Origin of the sequence: Staphylococcus sp. NWU MKU2 (genome assembly GCF_033283605.1) — a bacterium.
GTDB classification, from domain to species: domain Bacteria; phylum Bacillota; class Bacilli; order Staphylococcales; family Staphylococcaceae; genus Staphylococcus; species Staphylococcus haemolyticus.
In genome coordinates this window covers 400157-425055 of the sequence record NZ_JAVSMH010000002.1, presented here as the reverse complement: position 1 = coordinate 425055, position 24899 = coordinate 400157, and the positions used below count along the sequence as shown (strand labels likewise).

Below are 24899 nucleotides of genomic sequence, written 5' to 3'. Positions count from 1 at the left end.
TCATATTTTAAATAGCTAGAATGAGTTAAATCAATGATGCGTTTTCGAATGCATATTCTTATAATATAAGCTATATTTTATCACAGTAAAGACTGAAATTAGAGAATGGATTTAAATTGTAATGATATAATCAAATTTAATTGAGAATTTTTCGCAATTATAATTGACAATGATTATCAATGATGTATAATAGTATTTGAAAATGATTATCAATACCGAATAAGACAATTCCCCCCACATATATTTCGTTCTTAAAGGATTGGTTATTTTCAAGTTATTCCCCTTTTATATGCCCGTAAAAGACTAACGTTAAAGTTTCAAACTTACTTTAAACGTTTTAATAAAAAGCAGTGAATCTAATGCCGAGTTTCACTGCTTTTTTATTTAGTTTATTTAGTAATACTGATTTGATTAAATCTTTTGAGTGTCTACCAATTCAAATAGCTAATATTTAATCCTTAAAAAAATCGAGATACAATCTCGCGTTTTAAGAATGTATCTCGATATATTTTACGTAGCTGTTGGATATAAATGATTTTTAAGTATTAATGTTGATAGAACAATACAGAAAGCACCGCCAATTATACCAGCAATGACATCTGTAGGATAATGCACACCTAAATATACTCTTGAAATAGAAATCAGAAGAATAAATAATGCGCATAACCCTATTATAATTCCTTTATTATTACCTGATGCTTTTCTATTTGCTATAAACATCGCACTACCAAAGAATGATGTTGATCCCATAGCATGGCCACTAGGAAAGCTAAATCCAGATATATCAATTAATCGTAATAATGTTGGGCGCTCTCGGTCAAAAATATTCTTCAGTAATGGATTTAATATACTTGAAAGAGACATAACAATTACAAAGAATAGTGCTTCGATTTTAAAGCGTTTTAACATTAGATATGCGACAAACATCAAAGATAGACAGACCATTGCCCATACTTCTCCTAGCTTAGTGGCACCCAAAAGGATAGAAGTAGTGATGAAACTTTCAGATGAATAAATAAATTCATATACTTCAGTATCAATCCATTTACCCAGTCTAGACTCATGGAAAGATGCAATGATACCAAATATTAAGGTAAAAACGATTAGCAAAGTAATACGTTTCGTACGATTCATTGTTTGCACCTCCTGAGTTTATAGAGCGTCCTTTAAAATTTTATTAAATAGATCTTCTTTTGTAAAACTTTCTGTGTAAGTCTCCATTTGTTTAATGATTGACTCTCGATCATTTTCAATTTCTTTAAGTTGTTCTAATAATTTAACCTGTGTAAGTTGATCTTCAGGGATTGTTCTACCATACCCTTTAGATTCAAAATTCTCAGCATTATCAATTTGATCACCACGTGATTGGTCAAGTCCTAAAGGTATTAATAACATAGGAATACGCAATGTTAAAAATTCATAAATAGCGTTAGATCCTGCACGGCTAACTACAGTATCTGTAATAGCTAATAAATCTGTTAACTCTTCTTTAACAAATTCATACTGAACATAGCCTTTAGCATCAATACTAGAATCAACTAGTCCATGACCTGTTAAATGAATAATTTGATAGTCTTGAAGTAATGCTTCTAAATTTTCACGTATAGCTTGATTAAGCTTTTTACTACCTAAGCTACCACCCATGACGAGTAATACTTTTTTTGAGGCGTCGAAACCTGTTAACTGGTATCCACGTGATTGATTACCTTCTTTTAAGTCTTGTCGAATGGTAGCGCCAACGAAGTCTGCTTTATCTTTTGGTAAATATTTTAATGTATCTTCAAATGTTGTATAGATCTTTTTAGCAAATTTCAGTGAAATTTTATTAGCTAAGCCTGGTGTTAAATCCGATTCATGTATAATTGTTGGAATGTTTAGTGAGCGTGCAGCTATTACTACGGGAACTGAAACAAATCCTCCCTTAGAAAATAATAGGTCTGGTTTCTCTCTTTTTAATACTTTGCGTGCATCAATAACACCTTTTAAAACTTTAAATACGTCTTTCGCATTATCAACTGATAGATATCGACGTAATTTACCGCTAGATATTGGATAATATTTAATGTTAGGTAATTGTGATTCAATCATTTCACGTTCTATACCTGTTTTAGAACCAATATAAAATGCGTCGTGCCCTTTATCAGTAGCTGTTGGAATTAAACTTAAATTGACCGATACATGTCCAACAGTACCGCCACCGGTAAATGCTATTTTAGACATAGTAATTAACCTCTATTCTTAAATGTTTTTATAATATGCGTAGAATGGTGCGCCTCTATCAAATGGATGATAGTCAATTTCTGCTTCACCGACTTTTATGAAACCAAATTTTTCAAATAATTCTTGTGCTGGCTTATTTAGAGCAAAAGTATCAGTTAATAGAACATGGATATTATGTTCTTCAGCTAACTTAACTGAGAAATCAAATAACTCTGTAGCTGCTCCTTTATACTGTTGTGATCCAGCAAGTCTATGAATGACATAGGCGCCTTCACGATCGATTGGCCATTCTAACTCATCATACCATTCTGATTGTTGTTGGTCGACCACGATAAAGCCATAAATTGTGTTATTTTCTTCCAACACATATAGTGTTTCGGTATTGATGTCTTCTTCAAAGTGTTCTGTAACTGGATATTTATCATCCCATTGATTATTATTAAATTCTTTCATTAATTTTTTGGCTTCTTCAACTAAAGTTTCTATTTGTGAAATATCTTGCATATTACCTAGTCTTATCATTGTTTATGACACACCTCTTTATTTTAGTTTATTAATTAATTCATCTAAAACTTTATCTTCTTTATTAGCTTTTTCAACTAATAACTGTGTAAATTTCTCATTAGTTTTTTTATCGAATTTACCATTTACTGATAATTCATGTTCTGATTGGAATTTTTTAATAGCTGATTCCAACTGTGTATCAAATTGTTTAGAATCATTGTTAACGTCGTAGCCTAATGCATCTAAACCGATTTTGATAGATTTCACGTATTTTGTATTGTCACCAACAGAATAAGATTTATCAGTTGGAATGACACTGATAGATTGATATTTAGGTGAAGCTATTATTGTATCAGGTTGTATACCTTTCCCATGAATATAATGACCATCAGGTGTTAACCATTTCATTTGTGTATATTTCAATAATGAGCCATCTTTAAATTCACGAGTTGTCTGTACTATTCCCTTACCAAAAGTTTTTGAACCGTAAACTTTAGCTTTTTTGTGGTCTCTCATTGCACCAGTAAATACTTCTGATGCACTGGCAGAACCTTCATTTACTAAGATACTAACTTTCATGTCTTTAGCTTCTTTAGAAGCGTCATTTGACGTTTTGATTGATTCTGTGTCATCGCCTTTTTCAAGTTTTACAACAGTCTGATCTTTATCTATAAAGATATTAGCCATTTTTATGGCTTCATCAAGTAGACCACCAGGATTATTTCTTAAATCTAATACTATATTACGAACACCGTCTTTATGAGCTTTAATAATAGCAGATTTAAGTTCGCCTGCAGTATTATCTTGGAATTTGTTTATAGTAAATACTCCAATGTTGTCTTTCTTCTTATATTCCACGCTTTTTACATGGATTTTACCACGTTTAATTTTAATTTCTTTTTCTTGAGAACCACGTTTTATTGTTAGTTTGACCGTTGTTCCCTCTTTACCACGTACTAATTTTACTACTTGATCTAAAGGTTTGCCTACTACGGATTTTCCATCCACTTTAGTAACAACATCTTTTGGTTGGATACCGGCTTTTTCAGCAGGAGAATCTTTCATTGGACTTGTAATCATTATTTGTTTATCTTTTTTTTGCATTTCTGCACCAATACCTACAAAGTCGCCTGAAACATCTTCATTAAAGCTTTTCGTTTCATCTTTAGTCATGTATTCAGAATAAGGATCTTTAAGTTCTTTAACCATGCCATCTATAGCAGCCTCAGATAATTTACTAGCATTTTGTTTTTTATAGTAATCATTATTAAGTGTCTTATAAGCATATTCAATTTTTTTAATTTCTTGACGTTCATCTTTAGTTAATCCGCTTATTTTGTGACTGATACCAATTGTAGCAGCAACTGTAATACCAGCTGTAATAATGATAATTCCTAATAAAAGTACTATAAATTGCCAAGTTTTAAAATTAATTCTTTTATTAGAAGATGTTTCATTTTTATGTTTGGAGTCTATACTACTTTGTTTTTCCTCAGAATGATGACTCATAAAACCACTTCCTCATATAACATCTTATGTATTTATAATTTCATCTAAAAAGATAATATAAGTATGTCGTTATTTAGACACAAACGCAACTTTTAAGAAATAAGTTGAATAAAAAGCACAAAAGGAGTGGGACAGAATCCATAATGAATTCGTTCCACCCCCTAAAAGATGACTAGAATTGAGAAAGGCTTGATATACTTCTCATTTAGCCAGCTGTTATGAAATTTTTAATGCAATTTTAATATGATACATGTGCTTACCACATTACTGAGTAAGTTAGAATTTTAACCATTCTGTATACTCTTCATATAAATCATCAAACACTGACATGGATACTGATATGTCGCTTTGCATTTCAATATAGTCAGACAATTGATTGAAATCTTTTTCATGTTTTGGAAAAGACAGATCATTAAATATTTCTTCAGCTAAGTCTCCCTTGCTATCTTTACGGCCTCTAACCGTTAGAGCAAATTGATAGAATGAATGTTCTTTCATTAGCTCATTGTCACATCAACAACTTTAGTTTCACCTTTGATGACTGCTTTAACATCATTGACGTGGATTGATTCAGTTTGATCTGAATTTGTAATAATAATTGGTGAAATAACATCTTTCGCATTATTTCTAATATATTCTAGATCAAATTTAAGTAATGGATCACCAACTTGAACAGTGTCGCCACTACTTACTAAGATTTCGAAACCTTGACCATCTAGTTGAACAGTGTCTAAACCTATATGAACTAATATTTCTAAACCATTATCTGCTTTAAGTCCTATTGCGTGTTTAGTTGGAAATACATTGTCAACTTTACCTTCAATTGGAGAAACAACTTCTCCTTCAGTTGGGTTAATACCAAAGCCTTCGCCCATCATTTTTTGTGCAAATACTGGATCTGGAATATCCTCAATATTAATATATTCGCCAGTTAATGGTGCATAGATTTCAATTTCTCTATTAACTTCTTTACCTTTACCAAATAATTTTTTAAACATAATTAGTCACTCCTATTTTTCAAAATGCGGAATTAAATCTCCATATCCAAGTTCTTCTAACTTATCATAAGGGATAAATTGAATCGCTGCAGAATTAATACAATAACGTAGTCCACCGCTTTCTTTCGGACCATCGTTGAATACATGACCTAAATGACTGTTTGCATCTTCCGATCTAACCTCTGTTCTAATCATACCAAATGTTTTATCTACGAGTTCAATGATTTCATTATCATCAATTGATTTAGAGAAACTTGGCCAACCACAATTAGATTCAAACTTTTCCTCAGAAGTAAACAATGGCTTGCCTGAAATTTTATCTACATAAATACCCTTATCAAAATGATTCCAATATTCATTTTGAAATGGAGGTTCAGTACCATTTTCTTGAGTAACTAAATATTCCATTTCATTTAATTCATTTTTATCTTTTTTAATCATTTTGAGACCCCCAATGTGTTTCGATAAATGATTTTCTTCCTGATCCACGTTGATATTGCTCATAATGAGCAGGGTTTTTCTTGTAATAATCTTGATGATAGTCTTCCGCAGGATAAAAGTTTTTGTATGGAAGAATCGGCGTTATAACAGGTTTTTTAAAAATACCTTCTTCATTTAATTGTTGTATTTTGAGTTCAGCTGCTTTCTTTTGCTCTTCATCATGATAAAAGATAGCCGGTTCATAGCTTTCTCCTCTATCGAAGAATTGACCACCGCCGTCTGTAGGGTCAAAAGTTTTAAAATATACATCTAAGATATTTTCAAAGGACGTAATGTCTGAGTTGAACTGAATTTGAACAGCTTCCCTATGTCCAGTTTGATTAGTACAAACTTGTTCATACGTTGGATTTTCAACATGACCTCCACTATATCCAGATACTACCTCTTCAATACCGGGATATGATGTAAAAGGCTTAACCATACACCAGAAACATCCTCCAGCTAAAGTTGCATATGCCATATTATTACCTCCTCTGTCATTATTTAAATTTACGATATAAATACTATTATTTAAAGTAATCTACTCACAATGATGAATTTTATTAAAAGAACAATAGGAAGTAAGCAATGAGATTAATTTGATTCACGAACAACAACCAAGCCGATTGCTCCTTGACCAGTATGAGTTGAAATAACTGGTGTCGTTACATTAACATCATATTTCTGTTGGCCGAATGCCTCATCAAATTGCAACTTGAGCTTGTCAACAAAGTCAAGAACGTTTGCGTGAGCAACACCAATCGATTTAATTTTATGTTTATCGATAAATTCTGAAATTTCTTTTTTTAGATATTGTATACTAGAATTTTGTGTACGTGCATTATGTACGATTTCTAAATATCCATCTTCTAAAGTGCCGACGGGTTTTATTTTCATTATATTACCAATAAAACCTTTTGTCTTACTTATGCGTCCACCTTTAATTAATTGATTTAATTGTCCGATTACAACAAAGAGTTTAATGTTCTTTTGTAATTCTTTGAGTTTGTCTACGATTTGATTAGACGAAAGATTCGTATTAATTAATTCAACAAGTCGTTGGATTTGATAGCCGAGTCCAAATGAAATAGATTTGGAATCAATTACGGTTACTTTAGTGTCAACCATATCACTGGCTTGCAAAGCAGTTTGGTATGTACCACTTAGACCTGATGACATATGGATACTAAAGATTTCAACATCCTCTTTACCAAGTTCTTCGTATAGTTCAATAAATTTCCCGATTGGTGGTTGGCTTGTTTTTACGTCGGCATCTTCCTCAATTCGTTGAATATAAGCCTCAGATGTAATATCTATTTGATCAACAAACGATTTTCCGTCAATCGTTAAGCTTAAAGGTACTACGTGTATATTATGTTGTTTTAGATATTCATGTGATAAATCTGATGTAGAATCAGTCACGATAATTTGTTTAGTCATAAGTGCCTCCGGTTTATCAATTTAATTTAATGTTTACGTACTAAATGTAAAAACGTATGTGGAATTGTATTTTTCTCATCTAACTCTCCGTCTACCGATGACTCTACTTCCCATTCTTCAAAAGTATAAGGTGGGAAAAATGTATCGCCCTGGTGTTTACCATCAACAACAGTAATGTACATATCATCTACTTTATCAATCATTTCTTCAAATAATGACTGACCACCAAAGATGAAAATATGACCTTCTAATTTGTAAATATCATCTATAGAATGAATCACATCTACACCATCAACGTTAAACGTTGTGTCACTCGTTAACACTACATTTCTTCTATTAGGAAGCGGCTTACCAATTGACTCAAATGTTCTTCGCCCCATCACTAGTGTGTTTCCAGTTGATAATTTTTTTACGTGTTTCAAATCATTAGGTAAATGCCATGGTAAATCATTATTATATCCAATAACGCGTTGTTCATCATGTGCTACTAAAATTGATAAAGTCATATTTCCCTTCCCCTCCGTATGAAAAAATTGTTTATATTAATAATCGCAAAATTTCAGCCTATTATACAGCAATAGGTGCCTTAATTGCTGGGTGTGAGTTATATCCAATTAATTCTAAATCTTCGTAATTGATATCGAAAATGGATGCATTTGAATTAATTTTTAAAGTTGGCGGATCAAAACTGTTTCTAGACAATTGTGTTTTTATTGCTTCAATATGATTAGAGTAAATATGTGCGTCACCAAAAGTGTGCACAAATTCTCCAACTTCAAGATTACACTCTTTTGCTATTAAATGAGTTAATAATGCATAGCTAGCAATATTAAATGGTACACCTAAGAAAATATCTGCACTTCGTTGATACAATTGACAACTTAATTTGCCATCTTGAACATAAAATTGGAACATAGTATGACATGGTGGCAAAGCCATGCTATCTATTTCTGTTGGATTCCATGCTGAGACAATATGTCGGCGAGAATTTGGACTACTTTTAATTTGTTCAATAACTGTTTTAAGTTGATCAAAGTGGTTACCTTCTTTATCTACCCAATCTCTCCATTGTTTACCATATACATTACCTAAATCTCCGTATTTTTTTGCAAATGAGTCATCATTTAAAATGTGTTGTTTGAATTTAGACATTTCTTCTTTATACAGTTCATTAAATTCATCGTCTTGTAGTGCTCTATGACCAAAATTGGTCATATCAGGACCATGATAATCATTAGATTGAACATATTTCTCGAAGGCCCATTCATTCCAAATATTATTATTATATTTTAGTAAGTATTGTATATTTGTATCGCCTTTAATAAACCATAATAATTCTGTAGCGATAAGTTTGAAAGATACTTTTTTTGTTGTAAGTAATGGGAAACCCTTAGATAAATCAAATCGTAACTGATGACCAAATTTAGAAATAGTACCGGTATGAGTACGATCATCCCGTTGATTACCAATTTCTAATATTTCTTCGCATAGAGCATGATAGGCTGAATCAAAGGAATTTAACATTTTGCTCATCTCCTAGAATTATTTATATTACTGAATATTATACTAGATAATGCGTATTTATAAAATTAAAATAAAAAAATCCCAAATATAAAATTAGTTTTTAATTTTATATTTGGGATTGAAAAGTGGATCCTCATTTACTCAATTCAAGTTTATACCATCAATTTAGGATGATAGTATTAACTCTGAGTGAATACTTTAATATGGATGACTCAAATTATTTAAAATTATACTGCTTAGCAGTTTTCGTCAAATGCATCTTTAATATCCATACAGATATCTTGAATGTCACGACCTTCGATATGTTCTCTAGGGATAAAATGTTTTAATTCTGTTCCTTTAAATAAAGCGTATGATGGACTTGATGGAACTTGTTGGATGTACTCTCGCATCGTTTGAGTTGCTTCTTTATCTTGTCCAGCAAATACAGTGATTTTATTTGTTGGTTTTTTGTCATTTTGCTCTGCTACGGCAACAGCTGCAGGTCTGGCTAAGCCAGCAGCACAACCACATGTAGAATTAATTACTACAAATGTTGTATCTTCTTCGTTAACATTTTTCATATAATTTGATACATCTTCACTTGTTTCTAAACTTTCAAAACCATTTTCAGTGAGTTCAGCTCTCATTTGTTGTGCTAATTCTTGCATATATTGTTCATAAGGATTCATAATTTTCACTCCTAATTTAGTTTTACTTTAACATAATTATTTATTTCGATTAGCTATTTGTTTCCATACAGAACCTAAAGCCTCATCACCATTTTCGATTCTAGAAATTGCCATCTCAATTTGAAGTTTGACCTCATAAGCAGGATCATTAGCGTGTGACTTTAGACTAGATAATTGTTCTGGTCCGCCTTCATCAAATAGAAACATAGCAGCTCTCCAACGTACAATTTTCTGTGAATCATTTAAGGCTTTTTCCATTTCAGGCAGAGCCTCTTTATAACCTAAATCACTTAAGCAATCTCCAGCAGTGCGTCTAACAGCTGGACTCTTATCATGCAAGCCTTTATATAAGTATGGAAGAATTTCTTTATCTTCAATCATGCCTATTAATACTATGGCTTGTCGTCTTAAGGGTGCTTTATCTTCTTGTAAAGCTTCATCTAATAGGTCAATATCTTGAAGTGTAGGTGTTGGAAATTCTTTTAACATTCTTAATTTATCTTTCCAATCAGTTGCCTCTTTATATTCATTTAAAGTTACATGATGATATTGTTGCTGTGGAATAACAATATCAGTTTCTAATGCAGTTTGAACTAGAGATGCTAACTTTTCAGATGGATATAAAGCAATGATTTCTTCGTACACTTCATTCATAACTTCTTCTAAATCACCGTATCTAACTCCTAAATCTTGCCATTTACGTAAAAACACAACATTGTCTCCATCTTTTTGAGCTTTTAACATACTCTCAACAAAATAGTCCGGCAACTGTTTACGACTTTCATCTGAAGTCGTAGTGAGTTTAATTTGATATGGAATACCTTTAAACATAAGTGCTTCAGCTTTAATCTCTCCATAGTGTTCATCGGGCTTTTTTGATGAATCTAAAAATGACTCATTATTTAAAGTTGAAGTGATTTGAGGTAAGACCACTTCCCAATCGGATTTAGGCTCTTTGTCAATAGCTAAGAAGTCCATCACATAAAATATAGATTTGACACCGTCAATTGTTAATAAATCATTAATAAATTGTGGTTGTTGTTCTTCTACGTATGTGAATGTATTAGATTTATTGTCTTCTCTTTTGTTAGATAATACGATTTTCATAGTATTAGGGCTTGGTGTCGGCTCTACTCTTAATATTTCCATAAGTGCATGTCCCCTTGTAAATATTTATTCAAAAGTAGATTGAATTTGAGGAAGAATACTATTCCAATCTGCATTATCTTCTTTATCGACAGAAATAAAATCCATAACATAGAATATTGATTTTACACCATCAATATCGAACAGTTTATTTATAAAATCAGGTTGTCCTTCTTGAGCAGAAGTAAATGTATTAGATTTATTATCTTCTCTTTTTTCACTTAGGTTAATTTTCATAGTGTTATGATTTGGTGTTTCTTCAATTGAAACAATTTGCATAGTCCTTACCTCCTATTGTAGTTCATTACCTAATTGTTTGATTTGTTTACCTATTGAACACTCAGATATACAAAAATGGTGTGCTTGTGTCTTACCTTCTGTTTTTCTGATATGTGTTTTTAGTAAACATTTTTCACAATAAGTATTCATTAACTCATCAATTTTATTAATTGCTTTTTGTTCGGAATGTGTAAGTATAACAGTCACTCCTTAAGTACAGTATTGTCTTAATATAAGCATGGAATAAGTATAACTTAATTTGTATTTATTTTGAAATAATCGATTTAATAAATAATAAGTGTTGATGAAAATGGTAAGTCGTATTGCATTTATGTAGTAATTACTATAAAATAATTAAGTTGTTTTTGCGGTTTCTAAACACCCGCATCATCAAAATTTAGGAGGATATTTATGTATAATGAAATTTTCGGTGTAGCAACATTTCTTGTTACATTTATATTAATGGTTGTAATGTTTCGATGTTTTGGCAAACAAGGCTTAATTGCTTGGGTAGCAATTGGTACAATTATTGCTAATATTCAAGTAATCAAAACAGTTCATATTTTTGGTATTTCTGCTACTTTGGGTAATGTCATGTTTGCGTCTATTTATTTAGCTACAGATATACTTAATGACATTTATGGTCGCAAAGTTGCGAAAAGAGCTGTATGGTTAGGATTTTCTTCTACATTGGTTATGATTATTGTTATGCAAATGTCACTACATTTTATACCTGCACCTGAGGATATGGCTCAAAAATCTTTATCAACAATATTTGATTTAGTACCAAGAATTGCATTAGGTTCAATTATTGCGTATATTATTGGACAACACGTTGATGTATTTATTTTCTCTGCAATTAAAAAAGTATTTAGCTCAGATAAAACATTTATCATTCGTGCTTATGGTAGTACCATGTTAAGTTCAATTATTGACACAGCACTGTTTGTCACAATTGCGTTTGCAGGAACTTTACCAAACATGGTTGTATTCGAAATATTCATTACAACTTATTTATTAAAACTTATTTCTACTATATTTAATGTACCATTCGGTTATATAGCTAAGTCTATGTATCGTAAAGGTCAAATTCATAAACTAGATAAGGGATATTAAAGAATATTATGGGAATGGAAATGATTTCTTAATGAAATCTATGCCATTCCCTATTTTCTTATTTTGTAATACGATAAGAATAGTGAAATTATTAAAATTAAAAGGTGTTAAATTCATATGGCAAAAATTTACTTTGATGCAGCTACTAGAGGTAATCCTGGGCGAAGTGCATGCGGAATAGTTATCAAAGAGAATGATGAAAAGTATGTATATACGCACGACTTAGGCGAACTAGATAATCACAGTGCGGAATGGGCTGCCCTTATTCATGCACTTGAACATGCTCGTGAACTTAATGTTGTTAATGCTTTATTATATACTGATTCAAAATTAATTGAAGATAGTGTTAATCAAGGATTTGTAAAAAACGCACGATTTAAACCATATTATGAGAATTTGGAAATACTCGAAAAAAGTTTTGAATTGGTGTTTGTAAAATGGGTACCTAGAGAACAAAATAAAGAAGCAAATCAAATGGCGCAACAAGCATTGTTTAAACTAACTAAAAAGAAAAATTAACATTAGTTAAATACATAACACCCCTCTATTTAATTTGAAATTAAATAGAGGGGTGTTTTTTAGTCGTTTAAAAAAGCCATTACTTCTCTTCTTTTTTAAATCTTCTTGATAATAATGCGATCCCACTCAATAGTGAAGTCATTAAGAATGCAGTTGATGATTCACTATTGTTGTAACCAGTGTTAGGTAAAGAGCCTACAGTATTTTGATTGCTATCATTTTGATTATAGCCTCTCAAATTATCACCTTGATCATCTGTATTTCCACTATTGTGTTTTGAATCTTTTTGATTTGGATTATGAGTATTACGACCATCTTTATGTGCTTTATCATTATGAGCTAATGTTGCTTTAACTGGTTTAGATAAAGAACTATTAGGATGTTGAGCATTATCAGTAGCTCTTACTGTTACGTCACCTTCTGGTATTGGTGTTGTTGGTTTTATAGTAGCATTTCCGTTACCATCAGTCGTAGCTTTACCAATGACATGTCCATGTTTGTCCAATAATTCAACAAGTGTATAAGGATCGGTTGTAACTTTCACTGGCGTCTTAGTATTTGCTTTATGAATCAGTGTTGTATGAATTTTTGGTTCAGTTGGTGCCGTTGTATCAGTTACTTTAATTGGATCTGAGAATGAACTGTTCGGTGGCTGAGCATGATCTGTAGCTTTAATAATAATTGTACCTTCAGGATATGGTTTGTTTGATTTAATTATTACATGACCGTTTTTATCAATTTTTCCAGAGCCAATGACATGTCCATCTTTATCAAGTATTTCTACTTTAATGTACGGTTCAGTGATAATTTCAATTGGATCTTTAGTACCTGCTTTACCATTCATACTACCTTTTACTACTGGTTTAGGTGGTGGTGTTGTATCAGTTGCTTTAACAGGTTTAGAAACCGAACTATTTGGTTGTGCTGCATTGTCAGTTGCTTTCACATAAACATTGCCTTCAGGAATTGGCTTTGTTGGTGTAATTATCGCATTACCTTTTTCATCAGTAACGCCAGAGCCAATAACATGGAAATCTTTGTCTAACAATTCCACTTTAGTGTTAGGGTCAGTTGATACTGAAACCGGTGTATAAGTATTTGCTTTTCCGTTAAGACCTGTATTCACCTTAGGTACTGAAGGTGGCGTTGTGTCTGTAGCTTCGATTGGATCGGATGTTGAGCTATTTGGATGTTCAGCATGATCTGTAGCTTTAATCGTTACATTACCTTCAGGAATTGGTTTTGTAGGTGTAATAAAAGCATGACCATTTTGGTCCGTGTCACCTGTACCAATGAGTTGTCCATCTTTATCAAATATTTCTATATGCGTATTTGGATCTGTTACAACTTCAATAGGATCCTGTGTATTGGCTTTACCTGTTAATCCGCCAGGAACTGTTGGTTTTATTGGCGGTGTTATATCGATAACGTTAAAAGGTTGTGAAGTCGTACTATTTGGTTGTGCTGCATTGTCAGTCGCTTTTGCGTAAATATTTCCTTCAGGGATTGGAACATTTGGCGTTATTGTTACGTGACCTTGACCGTCTGTAGTGCCAGAACCAATGATATTACCATCCTTATCAATAATATCAACATGAGTATTGGGGTCAGTCGTAATTGAAATTGGTGTTAGAGTTCCACCTTTATCAGAAACATCCGTATTAAATGTTGGTATATTTGGTGGCGTCGTATCAGTCGCTTTTACTGGATCAGAAATTGAACTATTAGGTACTTCCGCATTATCTGTTGCTCTAACTGAAACATTACCTTCAGGAATAGGTTTAGTTGGTGTAATAAACGCACGTCCAGTACTATCAGTCATGCCAGAACCAATCACATTACCATCTTTATCTAAAAGTTCAACTTTAGTATTTGGATCAGTAGTTACTTCTACAGGATCAGTACTACCAGCTTTACCATCCAAGTTACCCACAACAGATGGTTTTGTAGGTGGTGTTGTATCAGTCGCTTTTACTGGTTCAGAGATAGAACTATTAGGGTGTTCTGCATGGTCAGTCGCCTTAGCAGTTATATTGCCTTCAGGAATTGCTTTATTCGGTATGATTGTCACTTGTCCAGAACCATTTGTTTCACCAGAACCTAAACTATTACCATCTTTATCAAACAATTCAACAGTTGTGTTAGGATCAGTCGTAACAGTGATTGGCGTTTGAGTACCAGCTTTGCCACCTATCTCTGTATTGAAAATTGGAATGATTGGTGGCGTTGTGTCCGTTGCTTTTTTTGGCTGAGAAGTAGAACTATTTGGATGTTCTGCGTTATCAGTTGCTTTAGCGGTTACATCACCTTCCGGAATCGGACGATTAGGTTTAATTGTTACGTGTCCAGTAGAATCAGTTGTTCCTGATCCCAGACTAATACCATCTTTATCAAACAATTCAACAACTGTGTCAGGATCTGTTGTAACTGTAATCGGTGTTTGAGTACCAGCTTTACTAGTTAGGTCAGTTTCTAGATTAGGTGATGTTGGTGGTGTTAAATCTGTTACATTTACTGGGTCTGAGTAACTGCTATTTGGTGTTTCAGCATCATCTGTTGCTTTTGCCGTTAATGGTCCTTCAACCAATGGTCTATTTGGAGTAATTGTAATATGTCCAGTATGATCAGTCATTCCACTACCTAATAAATTATTATCTTTATCAAATAATTCAACTTTAGTAGCAGGGTCAGTAGTAATTTCAATTGGTGTTACTGTACCTACTTTATCTACTAAATTTGTATGAATAATTGGTTTATCAGGCGGTGTAGTGTCGGTAGCTTTCTTAGGATCTGAAGTAGATGAATTTCCACTATCGTCAGTAGCTACAGCTGTTACATTACCTTCTGGAATAGGTCTAGTTGGTACAATGTAAGCATGACCTTTATCATTTGTTCTTGAAGCCCCTAAAGGTTTATTGTATTTATCCCTTAATTCAATTCTTGTAAAAGGATCAGTTGTAACTTCGATTACAAATGGTCTATGTTGAGGGTCTGTATTCAACGCTTCCACAGGATCTGATGTAACACTTTCCGTACCACGAGTGGCTCTTGCTGAAACATTACCTTTGGGAATCCACTGCTGTGGAGTAATAGTGACATGACCCGTTTCATTTGTTCTACCAGTACCCATTGTTGCACCATCTTTATCCAATAGTGCTACTTCAGTATTAGGTGAAGTCAATATTTCAATTGGCCTTTTCGTATTAGCTGCATAGCCCACACTTGTAACAAAAGTTGGTTTAATAAGCGGTGCTTGCTGATCATTTGTAGTTGGTGATGAAGGGTTTGTTGCAGGATTAGAAGAATCTTCGACTGTTCCTGTAACTACTCTAGTGAAATCAGTTTCATCTGAATTAGAAGCTCTTTTTTTTCTAGTGTGAATGTTTTGTGGATGATTTGATACACTTGAATCATTATTAGTTTGTTTATTTAATTTAACTTCATTATTAGTGTTATTGACTTGATTTGATTGTACTTGACCTGTGTGATTATTGGCTAAATGTTGAATTGACGTATTTGTACTTTCGTTAATTGTACTTTCTTGATTGTTATTCGTAAGTTGTTGAGTGGGATTTAAATGTTCGCTAGCTTGTGCATCGTTGTTTACCCCTAAAAATACGAATGTCGCTACTAATGTTGAAAAGGTACCGATTGCATATTTACGAATGCTAAATTTTTGTAATTGATTATGTTGATTCATGGTGCGATATTCTCCTTTACTATTTTAGTAAAAATTAATAAAAGTTATTGTTTATGACATTTTAATTTAACGCATTTCACATAACTATTAATTTAATATCATACTAGATATAGAAATCAAATTTAATTTATATAATATTATTATATCATTCATTTAATAATAAATGTTGTGATATTTAAAAATAGTCGTCTCATTTTAATTTATTGATAAACGGGGTAAAGTTTTTAATAGATGTCTCTGAAATATTTCGTCAAATTATATTGATATGATTATAATTTCAATAGATACTTTAATGTTAAATTAATATTAAAATATGAATTTTTGAAATCAAAAATCCACTGAAATCATTTAAGATCTCAGTGGATTTTCTAATTAGCAGTTATATTAGAATTACTTATTTCTGTTGTTATCTTTTCTTCTACCAATTAGTAAAACAAAGCTACCTAGTAGTGTAACTAAATAAGGTAAAGAATTATTTGATGTTTCTTTTATACCAGTATTTGGTAAATCTTTTACTTTATTTTTAGAAATACCGCCTATATTAGTTATATTTTTCTTTTCACCACGTATTGTATTTTTAGGTTTATTTGAATTATGGTTTCTATACTCTTTTGAATTGTGGTTCTTAGATATTTTTGTTTTATAGTGTTTAGCTTTTTTACCTGATTTTACAATAGGTTTAGTAGCTTTTACTGGCTTAGATACAGAACTATTCGGGTGTTCAGCATTATCAGTTGCCTTGGCAGTGACATTACCTTCAGGAATAGGACGAGTTGGCGTGATTGTAACACGTCCATTAGCACCAGTCGTACCCAAACCAATCACACGACCATCTTTGTCTAAAAGTTGCACGCTTGTATTCGAATCCGTAATAACTTCAATTGGTGTTAAAGTTGTCGCCTTTCCACCTAGTGGTGTTGAAACTCTAGGTTTAGTTGGAGGCGTAGTATCCGTTGCTTTCACAGGATCAGATGTAGAACTATTCGGATGTTCCGCATTATCAATTGCTTTAGCCGTAACATTACCTTCCGGAATAGGTCTTGTAGGTGTAATTGACACTCGACCTGAACTATCTGTTGTTCCGGTACCTATGATTTGCCCATTTTTATCTAATAATTGAACATTCGTATTCGGATCAGTTGTAACGGTAATTGGAGTTAAAGTCGTCGCTTTACCTGTTAAATCTGTATCTACAGTTGGAACTGTAGGTGGAATTGTATCCGTAACAGGTACATGATCTGAATCGATTGAGTTAGGTGTCTCTGCACCATCTGTAGCACGTGCATAGATTTTTCCTAAAGGTAGTGGCTCTCTTGGCGTAATTATACCGTGACCGTCCATTCCAGTAAGAACTACACCATAACTTTTACCATTTTCGTCAAAAATTTCTACTCTAGTCAATACATCTGTAGAAACATCAATAGGCGTTCTTGTACCTACTTTATTAACTAAATTAGTATTAATTACTGGTTTTCTAGGTGGTGTTGTATCAGTAACATGTCTTGGATCAGATGTTGCATTATTAGTTGCATCAGTTTGATCATATGCTTTCGCAGTGATATTACCTTCGAAAAGATAATGATCTGGGGTGATATTAACATGCCCATTAGAACCAGTAATTCCACGACCGATGACATTATTATTTTTATCTAATAGTTCTACTCGTGTATTTGGTGTAGATGTAATGTCGATAACTGGTGTAGAGAAAGCTTTACCTGCAACATCTGTATTAATGACTGGTTTCATTACAGGTATCAGCGTTGTCGCTTGAACAGGAATCGAAACAGAACTATTCGGATGTAAAGCATTATCTGTAGCTTTCGCAGTCACATTTCCCTCAGGAATAACTCGATCTGGCGTAATAATCACATGACCACTAGCATCCGTTGTACCTGCTCCAAAAATACGTCCATTTTTTATCTATTAATGCAACATGTGTATTTGGATCAGTAGAAACATCAATTGGTGTTAATGTACCAGCTTTGTAAACTAATCGTGTGTTAATTACAGGTGTAGTAGGTGGAATTGTGTCAGTTGCAAATTTAGGATCAGATGTTGAAACTTTTGTTTCATCACTGTGATTATAAGCTTTAGCAGTGACGTTACCTTCAGGTATAGGACGAGTTGGCGTAATGTAAGCATGTCCATTAGAACCAGTTGTACCTGTACCAATTTTGTTACCATTTTTATCAAATATTTCGACTTTAGTATTTGGATCTGTAGATACATCAATAACTGTTGTCGTTGTTGCTTTACCTACTAAATCAGAGTTAATTGTTGGTTTCACTGGTGGTTGATTCTCGATAGATGGCAGTGTACTATCTTCAGGTAATATACGACCTGATAAAACTGTATAAGCAGATTTACTTACACCACCCATAGCAGCTGTATTGGCATATGACCAAGCATTTTCTAGCTCGGCAGTAGTTACATTATCTCTTAATTTAACTTCAAGGTGCATATGATACGCACGATTTGCACCTTCAGGATGGTTAGGATCTACTTGAATACCAATACCATAGTTCCATCCACTGAAAATGCCTCGTTGATCTTCGACTGCTTTTCTCAAATCAGGATTATTTCTATTTGAGTGGAAATATTCGTTCGCATCAGAATTAAAACTTCTACCTGGACGAACACCGAAACTAAGATAAAATGTTGTATGACCAAAATCACGCTGATTACTTCTTAGCATATCAATCATTTGCGTACTATTATCTGGATCGATAATAAAATCGCTAGGTGATTCACTTAATAGACTATTTCTACCACTTCTTTTTTCGTAAGCTGCATAAGATAGATTTCTAACTGAATCGCTAGCGAACGAACCATCTGAATTCAATTTCATTACTTTATATGGTAACAGCAAAGCCATACCTAAACGTTGTTGTGATCCAGGTGATATAAAATTAACGCCGTCATTATTAAAGAATACATCATAAACTAAGTATTTTGAATTACCTTCATGTTTATAATAAGCACGCATGACGGTCTTTCTAGAAGTTATACTTTCTACACCGTTTTTTTGTTGACCAGTACCAAGCGCTCTTCCATCAGGTAATGAAGCATAGTTACTTTGATATACAATGACGTTTTTTCCAGCATTCCAACGGCCATTCAATGTAGTAAATCTAAAATTCGTACCTTTTTCCATTTGTTGACCGTTTCTTGGATCGCGTTTACCTGATTGAGAACGAGTAATCACATTTGCTAATGAATTACGTGTTTGCTCTAATCTTGTAATAAAATCTAAAAGTGATTGTTGCGAAACATTACTAGATTGTGTGAAATGATTACTTTCTACAATTATTTTTTTCGCTTCTTCAATGTGAGGATTTGAAGGTTCTAAAGTTTCAACTTCTGGTAATTTACTTTGAATTTCTTGAGTAAGAACAGTCAGTTTAGAAACGTTTTTGCCCTCAATCTTCTGTTCATTATCCGACTTAGATGCTTTAGTTGTGTTTAGCTTATCATCAATTTGTTTAGATGGGTTTAAGCTAGAGTATTCAACTTGTTGTTTACTTTGATTCGAAGATTGCGTCCCTACGATCGATGAAGATTTTTCTTTCAGTTCATTTGTTTTTTCATCTTTTGTGACTGGCGATTTTTCTTCCATCTTTTCTTTAATAGATGTTGATGTCGAATTAGTAATTTCTTTTTCGCTTGTTTGAGTTTCTATAGTATTTTTTTCTGTAGTTATGTTGTCATTTTCTTTTGACTGCTTATTGATTTCTGCAGCTTGATCAGAAGTTTGATCATTTTGAATTGTTATTGCATCATTTGGATTACTATTATTGTCTCGGGATGCTTGTGGTTCAGTATTTTGCTGTGCTTTTTCAACTGTCGTATTGATATTTTCATTCGCATGGGCTTGATCGGTATGCGTTCCTAAAAATACTAACGTGGCGATTAATGTTGAGAAAGTTCCCACTGCATACTTTCGAATACTGAACTTCTGCAGTTTATCTCGATGATTCATTGATGCGCTTCTCTCCTATTCTATGTTGTATATTCTTGATGTTGATGTTATGAGTAGTTTTGAAAAAAGTAATTCCGATAACACATAGCTCAATATCAAATGGATTGATAATTAAGTTACCGTATTTATTGTCTTAATTTTTGTCAGTCATTAGAACATAAAAAATTACTCGACAAAAGTTTCACAACTCCTCTCGGGTATTAATTTCAATTATCATTATGAAATGAACAATTAAATAGTTTTTATATTTAATTGTATCATTAATTTAATTGAGTGTGAAATAGATTTTATTTTAATAAAATAAAAAAAGTATAAATGTTGAGGAGCGTTATAAATTAGTCGAAAAAGAGACTCAAAACACATTATAGGTCTTGAGTCTTTGTACTAAATTATAATTTTGTTGATATATATTTTCCAGAAACATAAAGTTCATGTTCATTGCAAATTGAAAGTATGTGGTTAAGTGAATGTGCATAAGCCATATCTCTATAAATTTCCATGCTATTTAGTGGCACATCAGTATATATTTCGGCTAACTTTTTTGACAAAGTTAAATTATACTTATCTGCTTCAATTTTCTTACGTTGTCCAGGAGTCAATTGTTCAATATTGGATAATACATTCTCAACACTTCCATAAGTTTGAATCAATTTAAGAGCTGTTTTTTCACCTATACCTTTAACACCAGGATATCCGTCTGCAGAATCACCCATAAACGCTTTAATATCAATTAATTGTTGTGGATTTAACTGATATTCTTCATTAAAACGAGTTAAAGTATAACGATTATAAATATTAAATCCTTTCTTTATTAACCAAACTTCTACATTATTATTAATGCATTGTAATAAGTCTTTATCTCCAGTGATGATGTGGACCTCGTTATTATCAGAAAATGTTTTTGCCAAAGTTCCTATCACATCATCAGCTTCATAATTAGTCATTCCAACATTTATAAAGCCAAATTGGTCTGAAATTTCTTTGACGTAGTCAAACTGTGGAATAAGCTCTTCTGGTGGTGATGGACGATTTTGTTTATAGTCAGTATACATATCATTTCTAAAAGTGGATTGTCCCATATCCCAACATACGGCTACATGACTAGGATTGATTTCATTTATTGCTGTGAAGATATGTCTAACGAAACCTTGAATTCCGTTAGTTGGTATACCTTTTGAATTATACATAAATTGATTGTGTAAACTTGTAGCATAAAAATGTCTAAATAATAAAGCCATTCCATCTACTAATAGGACACGATTTTCCATATTTTGTGCCTTCCTTCTATTTTAATAGTGCGTTTAATTTTTGATTCGCAATATGTAATTGGTCGATTAATGTATTATCTAAATCAAATGATAATAATTCATCGATTTGATCTTGAATCGCATCCTCAATTTGCGCAAATTTCTCTTCAGCTTCTTTATTCATTGAAGCAACATACTGAATCAATGCCTGTCTAAATTCACTAATTTGATTTTGCAATAACTCTAACGTATGTGAACTGATTTGTTCTTGTAACTCTCGTTGAGTATTTGGATTCAAAATTCGACGTTTCGTTAATTGTTTAGGTAAAGCATTAATCATGTCATTTAAATCAACACGCAAGAATGCCTTTTCAGTAAAATTAGGCATAATTGAAAAATCAGAATTAATAAATACATGTAATTGATTTAATTTTTGGATTGTCGGTGCGACTTGTTCGCTAAGTTGACGGTTATAATATTTCTTGATTCGTTCAACTAATAAACTTTGTTCTAAATATAGTCGTTGATGTATTTGATCTAAAAATGCTTTAGAAGAAACTTTTTTTTCATTATTAAAATCACTATTTTGAGTCATCTGACTATTATATATACTTTTAACATCATCCAATAATTGTAATTTTAATCTACCATTTAAATGATAAATCTGATCTTCAACTTCATTATTAGTATGTTGTTCGGTAGTAAATAGCAATTGATTTGGTAACCTTTGTTCATTTTGATATTTCTTCAATTGTTGCTGACGTTGTTCAATATGAGATTGGTTAGTTTTATAATCATGAATCATCTCTTCGAAAGAAATATTGATTTGTTCAAGCTGTTTAACCATTTGTTGCTCTAAAATTATATTTGAATCAACTTCTACAAATTGGTCAATGCTATGACGCAGCTGATTAATACCTTCATCGTTCCCGCTCAATGCTTGTCTACTTGAAACACCAAAGATATCTGACTTCAAGTTTACTTGAGTTAATGCATCTTTAACGTAATGTTTTACCGCAGCTAAATCATCACTGTTTTCTGCAAGGTCTAATGCATTGATAACCATTTTGAATGCTTGATTTTCATTAAGTTGATTCATCTCTTTCATATGTTCGATGAAGTTTTTATCATTATCTGTAAATGAATGATTAAAATAACTCACATATAAAATTAAATCGGATGAAGTTAAAATTTGTTCAGTTTCGTTTGTATGACGTTGATTGTTTGAATGTAAGCCTAGTGAATCAACGATTATTTTTCCTTTCAACCATTCTAATGGTAAATTGATATGCACGGTTTTAACAAAAGTAGCAAACTCATCTTCAGCACTCCATTTTTTTATTTCCTCTTGAGAAATCGTATGTTTCACACCTTCATCCAACATATCTTTATACATAGAAAAATGTTTGTGAACTGCACTTACAAAAGCAAGTTGGTTCTTTTCTAATTTGTTTTTTAATTGTTGTACATCAGATTGGACAAATGCTTCGAGTGATTCGAAAGAAACATTATGGTATTCAATGAGTTGATTAAGTTCATTTAATAGTTGTTCTTCAGTTTTAAGTGTGATTTGACTATCCTCACCGTAAGATAATTCTGTCGTAGCTGCAGTTGTAGGATTTGGTGAACTGACTAAGTATTGCCCACCTAATAAGGCATTAATTAAACTACTTTTTCCTGCACTGAATGTACCAAATACACCAATTTTGACAAGTTTATTTTCTAATCGTTCTAACGTATCTTTAATATCAATTTTTGTTCTATCAAATAATGGTACAGGTTCAATAATGTTTAATGCTTCTTGAATGTTAACCTTTTTAGTATTACGCTCATTTAAATTTTCATCAGACGCTTGCTCTTCTTTTTCTAAAACTTGATCATTGCTTTCTAGAATATAGTTTGCTTCAGTTCTACCTATTAATTTATCTAAAGAGTCATCCATATGAATATAATAATGTTGATAATTTTTAGTTGTTAGAGATTCTTTTAAATTTTGTAATTCAATATAATGTTCATATATCTGTAGATCATCATTAGTTTCTTCAGTTAAACCTTGCGCTTGTGTATGATCAATCGCTTGATTAAATAACGGATTGGATTGTTTTTCTACAAAATTAGTAATTGCTTTAAGCACATCATCACTAAAAGTAAGTACATAAGTATTACTAATACTCGTTTGAGGTTGATATAAATTGGAAATTAAACTTGAATCTATTTCGTAATGTTGATTTAATACATCATGATTAACTTCAGAGTTATTAATAAAACGCGTTAAAAATGACATGTCCTCTCGTAAGGGTTGTCGAATTTGTTGATTAACTTTGTCTTGAAGTTTAGAAACAACATTCTGTAAACGTGCTTCTTGTTCCTCTTGCTTTTTCTTCTTTTTATTTAAAAGGCCGCCAATTTTAAAATCATCACTCATACTTTCAAGATAATGTCTAATATCTTCACGCATGTCATGCGTCATAATGTATGCATTATCTAATATATCTTTTCGCTTTTGTTTTAAAAAACTTAATAATTGATCAGGATTATTTAAGAGTCGAGCTTCTTCACTAACGGCTTGATTTTGTTGAAATTTAGCATAGGCTTGTTCAAATTCATCTTCATTTATATTTAGCTGTTCTAGAATATCTTGTAGTTCATTTTGAATATATCCTAATTGAGCCTCTGTAATAAACTTAACTGTACGATTTACATAATCCTCAATTGGTTCTCTAGAATTATCTTTCTGTACTAAATATTGAGAAAGACGTGAAAGTTCATTTTCGGGATGATCGAATTTTGTCACATAGAAAATATCTGTAAGTTTAATATCCCAATCTTCTATTGATTTATTGACTCTTTGTTTGAAAGTTTCAAAAGTAATTTCATCATCATTATGTTTGTCGATTTGATTAATGATAAAAATGACTGGTATACCTACATCATTCATTCTTTTAATAAATTGAAAATTTAATGCAGATTGTACATGATTGTAATCTACTGTATAGAACAAAATGTTGCTTGTATACATGAATTGTTCAGTTGTAGACTGATGTGTAGCTACGTTTGAGTCTACGCCAGGTGTATCTTGAAGCGTAAAACCATTTTTGAATTTTGAAGAAGGAAAATTAATTTCAACAGACTCTACATCTACATTTAAACGATTCATTTTTTTGACTTCGTCATATGTTTTTAATTTAGTATATTGTTGATTTTCTAAATTAGCTATAATTTCTTGTTTATCTGCAACAGATACAATTGCAGTATTACTTGTGGTAGGTACTGGTGAACTTGGAAGAATATCTTGTTCTAATAATAAATTAATTAATGTTGATTTCCCCGCTGAAAAGTGACCAACAAAAGAAGCGGTATATTGGTTTAAATATACCTTTTTTATTACTTGATTAATAGTATGTATTAAAGTTGAATTTTTTGATTTTTCAACTTCTTTTTTTAATTTATATAAAATATCTAATTGTTCATTATTAGCCATGCTAAGTCCCCTTTGTTTCAAACATTCAAATAAAAAAGTAATAGCCTGAGACATACTTAATGTAACAGGCTATTCTTAATCCGGTA

The 24899-nt window shown here is 32.0% G+C and carries 21 protein-coding genes and 2 pseudogenes; 2 read left to right on the top strand and 21 right to left on the bottom strand.

The genetic code is table 11. The features are described 5' to 3' along the window. Nucleotides 1-160: 160 nt before the first annotated feature. The 16 genes and pseudogenes from SBL15_RS05530 to SBL15_RS05455 all read right to left on the bottom strand — a co-directional run. A pseudogene (locus tag SBL15_RS05530) lies at nucleotides 161-267 on the bottom strand (hypothetical protein); the annotation flags it as partial. A 243-nt stretch (nucleotides 268-510) separates the two neighbouring features. Then, a complete protein-coding gene (locus tag SBL15_RS05525; protein WP_107612134.1) occupies nucleotides 511-1134 on the bottom strand; it encodes a phosphatase PAP2 family protein in 624 nt (207 codons plus the stop codon). An 18-nt stretch (nucleotides 1135-1152) separates the two neighbouring features. Next, nucleotides 1153-2220, bottom strand: a complete 1068-nt coding sequence (locus tag SBL15_RS05520) for an undecaprenyldiphospho-muramoylpentapeptide beta-N-acetylglucosaminyltransferase (RefSeq protein ID WP_053018315.1) — start codon at nucleotides 2218-2220, stop codon at nucleotides 1153-1155. An 18-nt stretch (nucleotides 2221-2238) separates the two neighbouring features. Beyond that, entirely contained in the window at nucleotides 2239-2742 is a 504-nt protein-coding gene (locus tag SBL15_RS05515) for a GNAT family N-acetyltransferase (protein WP_107612135.1), read from the bottom strand. Nucleotides 2743-2760: 18 nt separating this feature from the next. Continuing rightward, entirely contained in the window at nucleotides 2761-4233 is a 1473-nt protein-coding gene (locus SBL15_RS05510) for a S41 family peptidase (protein WP_107619625.1), read from the bottom strand. A 276-nt stretch (nucleotides 4234-4509) separates the two neighbouring features. Then, entirely contained in the window at nucleotides 4510-4731 is a 222-nt protein-coding gene (locus SBL15_RS05505) for a YozE family protein (RefSeq protein WP_053017655.1), read from the bottom strand. After that, a complete protein-coding gene (locus SBL15_RS05500) occupies nucleotides 4731-5231 on the bottom strand; it encodes a PTS glucose transporter subunit IIA (RefSeq protein ID WP_107613748.1) in 501 nt (166 codons plus the stop codon). The genes SBL15_RS05505 and SBL15_RS05500 overlap by 1 nt, the downstream gene beginning before the upstream one ends. Nucleotides 5232-5243: 12 nt before the next feature. Continuing rightward, nucleotides 5244-5672, bottom strand: coding sequence for a peptide-methionine (R)-S-oxide reductase MsrB (msrB, locus tag SBL15_RS05495; RefSeq protein WP_037537085.1), 429 nt, complete (start codon nucleotides 5670-5672; stop codon nucleotides 5244-5246). Further along, entirely contained in the window at nucleotides 5665-6192 is a 528-nt protein-coding gene (gene msrA, locus SBL15_RS05490) for a peptide-methionine (S)-S-oxide reductase MsrA (RefSeq protein ID WP_011275777.1), read from the bottom strand. Before msrA ends, msrB begins: the two co-directional genes overlap by 8 nt. Before the next feature lie 113 nt (nucleotides 6193-6305). Then, nucleotides 6306-7151: a fatty acid kinase binding subunit FakB2 gene (gene fakB2, locus SBL15_RS05485; protein ID WP_037537084.1), complete on the bottom strand. Its 846-nt coding sequence runs from the start codon at nucleotides 7149-7151 to the stop codon at nucleotides 6306-6308. A gap of 26 nt (nucleotides 7152-7177) precedes the next feature. Continuing rightward, nucleotides 7178-7657 carry a dihydrofolate reductase gene (locus SBL15_RS05480; RefSeq protein ID WP_037537083.1) on the bottom strand — a complete coding sequence of 160 codons (480 nt, stop codon included), beginning with the start codon at nucleotides 7655-7657 and terminating at the stop codon, nucleotides 7178-7180. A gap of 61 nt (nucleotides 7658-7718) precedes the next feature. Further along, entirely contained in the window at nucleotides 7719-8675 is a 957-nt protein-coding gene (locus SBL15_RS05475) for a thymidylate synthase (protein ID WP_107612139.1), read from the bottom strand. A gap of 236 nt (nucleotides 8676-8911) precedes the next feature. Next, nucleotides 8912-9346, bottom strand: a complete 435-nt coding sequence (brxA, locus tag SBL15_RS05470; RefSeq protein WP_011275773.1) for a bacilliredoxin BrxA — start codon at nucleotides 9344-9346, stop codon at nucleotides 8912-8914. A gap of 36 nt (nucleotides 9347-9382) precedes the next feature. Next, entirely contained in the window at nucleotides 9383-10495 is a 1113-nt protein-coding gene (locus SBL15_RS05465) for a conserved virulence factor C family protein (protein WP_107612140.1), read from the bottom strand. Nucleotides 10496-10519: 24 nt separating this feature from the next. Then, nucleotides 10520-10771: a NifU N-terminal domain-containing protein gene (locus SBL15_RS05460; RefSeq protein WP_107612141.1), complete on the bottom strand. Its 252-nt coding sequence runs from the start codon at nucleotides 10769-10771 to the stop codon at nucleotides 10520-10522. A 12-nt stretch (nucleotides 10772-10783) separates the two neighbouring features. After that, a complete protein-coding gene (locus tag SBL15_RS05455) occupies nucleotides 10784-10978 on the bottom strand; it encodes a zinc-finger domain-containing protein (protein WP_107612142.1) in 195 nt (64 codons plus the stop codon). Nucleotides 10979-11182: 204 nt separating this feature from the next. On the opposite strand from SBL15_RS05455, the gene SBL15_RS05450 reads away from it, so the two are divergent. Beyond that, nucleotides 11183-11887, top strand: a complete 705-nt coding sequence (locus SBL15_RS05450; RefSeq protein ID WP_107613746.1) for a queuosine precursor transporter — start codon at nucleotides 11183-11185, stop codon at nucleotides 11885-11887. A 117-nt stretch (nucleotides 11888-12004) separates the two neighbouring features. Next, the gene (locus tag SBL15_RS05445) at nucleotides 12005-12406 is read left to right on the top strand and encodes a ribonuclease HI family protein (protein WP_037537078.1); all 402 of its coding nucleotides are present in this window, start codon (nucleotides 12005-12007) and stop codon (nucleotides 12404-12406) included. A gap of 79 nt (nucleotides 12407-12485) precedes the next feature. On the opposite strand, the gene SBL15_RS05440 is transcribed toward SBL15_RS05445, so the two are convergent. The 5 genes and pseudogenes from SBL15_RS05440 to SBL15_RS05420 all read right to left on the bottom strand — a co-directional run bounded on the left by SBL15_RS05440 (nucleotide 12486) and on the right by SBL15_RS05420 (nucleotide 24813). Then, entirely contained in the window at nucleotides 12486-16106 is a 3621-nt protein-coding gene (locus tag SBL15_RS05440) for a YSIRK-type signal peptide-containing protein (RefSeq protein WP_317955383.1), read from the bottom strand. Between the two features lie 390 nt (nucleotides 16107-16496). Then, nucleotides 16497-17975, bottom strand: a complete 1479-nt coding sequence (locus SBL15_RS05435; RefSeq protein WP_317955381.1) for a hypothetical protein — start codon at nucleotides 17973-17975, stop codon at nucleotides 16497-16499. A gap of 1993 nt (nucleotides 17976-19968) precedes the next feature. Continuing rightward, nucleotides 19969-20085, bottom strand: a pseudogene (locus tag SBL15_RS12995) (YSIRK-type signal peptide-containing protein); the annotation flags it as partial. Nucleotides 20086-20474: 389 nt separating this feature from the next. Continuing rightward, nucleotides 20475-21353 (bottom strand): 5'-3' exonuclease, encoded by an 879-nt coding sequence (locus SBL15_RS05425; protein ID WP_037537076.1) that lies wholly within the window; start codon nucleotides 21351-21353, stop codon nucleotides 20475-20477. A gap of 16 nt (nucleotides 21354-21369) precedes the next feature. Then, complete coding sequence (locus tag SBL15_RS05420; protein ID WP_317955377.1) at nucleotides 21370-24813, bottom strand: dynamin family protein; 3444 nt, start codon at nucleotides 24811-24813, stop codon at nucleotides 21370-21372. Between the last annotated feature and the right edge of the window lie 86 nt (nucleotides 24814-24899).

What these genes read in the sequence shown, in the direction of transcription:
- SBL15_RS05525 (WP_107612134.1), bottom strand. Translation starts at nt 1,134, where the DNA reads ATGAATCGTACGAAACGTATTACTTTGCTAATCGTTTTTACCTTAATA.
- brxA (WP_011275773.1), bottom strand. Translation starts at nt 9,346, where the DNA reads ATGAATCCTTATGAACAATATATGCAAGAATTAGCACAACAAATGAGA.
- SBL15_RS05510 (WP_107619625.1), bottom strand. Translation starts at nt 4,233, where the DNA reads ATGAGTCATCATTCTGAGGAAAAACAAAGTAGTATAGACTCCAAACAT.
- SBL15_RS05450 (WP_107613746.1), top strand. Translation starts at nt 11,183, where the DNA reads ATGTATAATGAAATTTTCGGTGTAGCAACATTTCTTGTTACATTTATA.
- SBL15_RS05440 (WP_317955383.1), bottom strand. Translation starts at nt 16,106, where the DNA reads ATGAATCAACATAATCAATTACAAAAATTTAGCATTCGTAAATATGCA.
- msrB (WP_037537085.1), bottom strand. Translation starts at nt 5,672, where the DNA reads ATGATTAAAAAAGATAAAAATGAATTAAATGAAATGGAATATTTAGTT.
- SBL15_RS05520 (WP_053018315.1), bottom strand. Translation starts at nt 2,220, where the DNA reads ATGTCTAAAATAGCATTTACCGGTGGCGGTACTGTTGGACATGTATCG.
- SBL15_RS05475 (WP_107612139.1), bottom strand. Translation starts at nt 8,675, where the DNA reads ATGTTAAATTCCTTTGATTCAGCCTATCATGCTCTATGCGAAGAAATA.
- SBL15_RS05505 (WP_053017655.1), bottom strand. Translation starts at nt 4,731, where the DNA reads ATGAAAGAACATTCATTCTATCAATTTGCTCTAACGGTTAGAGGCCGT.
- SBL15_RS05460 (WP_107612141.1), bottom strand. Translation starts at nt 10,771, where the DNA reads ATGCAAATTGTTTCAATTGAAGAAACACCAAATCATAACACTATGAAA.
- SBL15_RS05420 (WP_317955377.1), bottom strand. Translation starts at nt 24,813, where the DNA reads ATGGCTAATAATGAACAATTAGATATTTTATATAAATTAAAAAAAGAA.
- SBL15_RS05465 (WP_107612140.1), bottom strand. Translation starts at nt 10,495, where the DNA reads ATGGAAATATTAAGAGTAGAGCCGACACCAAGCCCTAATACTATGAAA.
- SBL15_RS05500 (WP_107613748.1), bottom strand. Translation starts at nt 5,231, where the DNA reads ATGTTTAAAAAATTATTTGGTAAAGGTAAAGAAGTTAATAGAGAAATT.
- fakB2 (WP_037537084.1), bottom strand. Translation starts at nt 7,151, where the DNA reads ATGACTAAACAAATTATCGTGACTGATTCTACATCAGATTTATCACAT.
- SBL15_RS05515 (WP_107612135.1), bottom strand. Translation starts at nt 2,742, where the DNA reads ATGATAAGACTAGGTAATATGCAAGATATTTCACAAATAGAAACTTTA.
- SBL15_RS05425 (WP_037537076.1), bottom strand. Translation starts at nt 21,353, where the DNA reads ATGGAAAATCGTGTCCTATTAGTAGATGGAATGGCTTTATTATTTAGA.
- SBL15_RS05445 (WP_037537078.1), top strand. Translation starts at nt 12,005, where the DNA reads ATGGCAAAAATTTACTTTGATGCAGCTACTAGAGGTAATCCTGGGCGA.
- msrA (WP_011275777.1), bottom strand. Translation starts at nt 6,192, where the DNA reads ATGGCATATGCAACTTTAGCTGGAGGATGTTTCTGGTGTATGGTTAAG.
- SBL15_RS05480 (WP_037537083.1), bottom strand. Translation starts at nt 7,657, where the DNA reads ATGACTTTATCAATTTTAGTAGCACATGATGAACAACGCGTTATTGGA.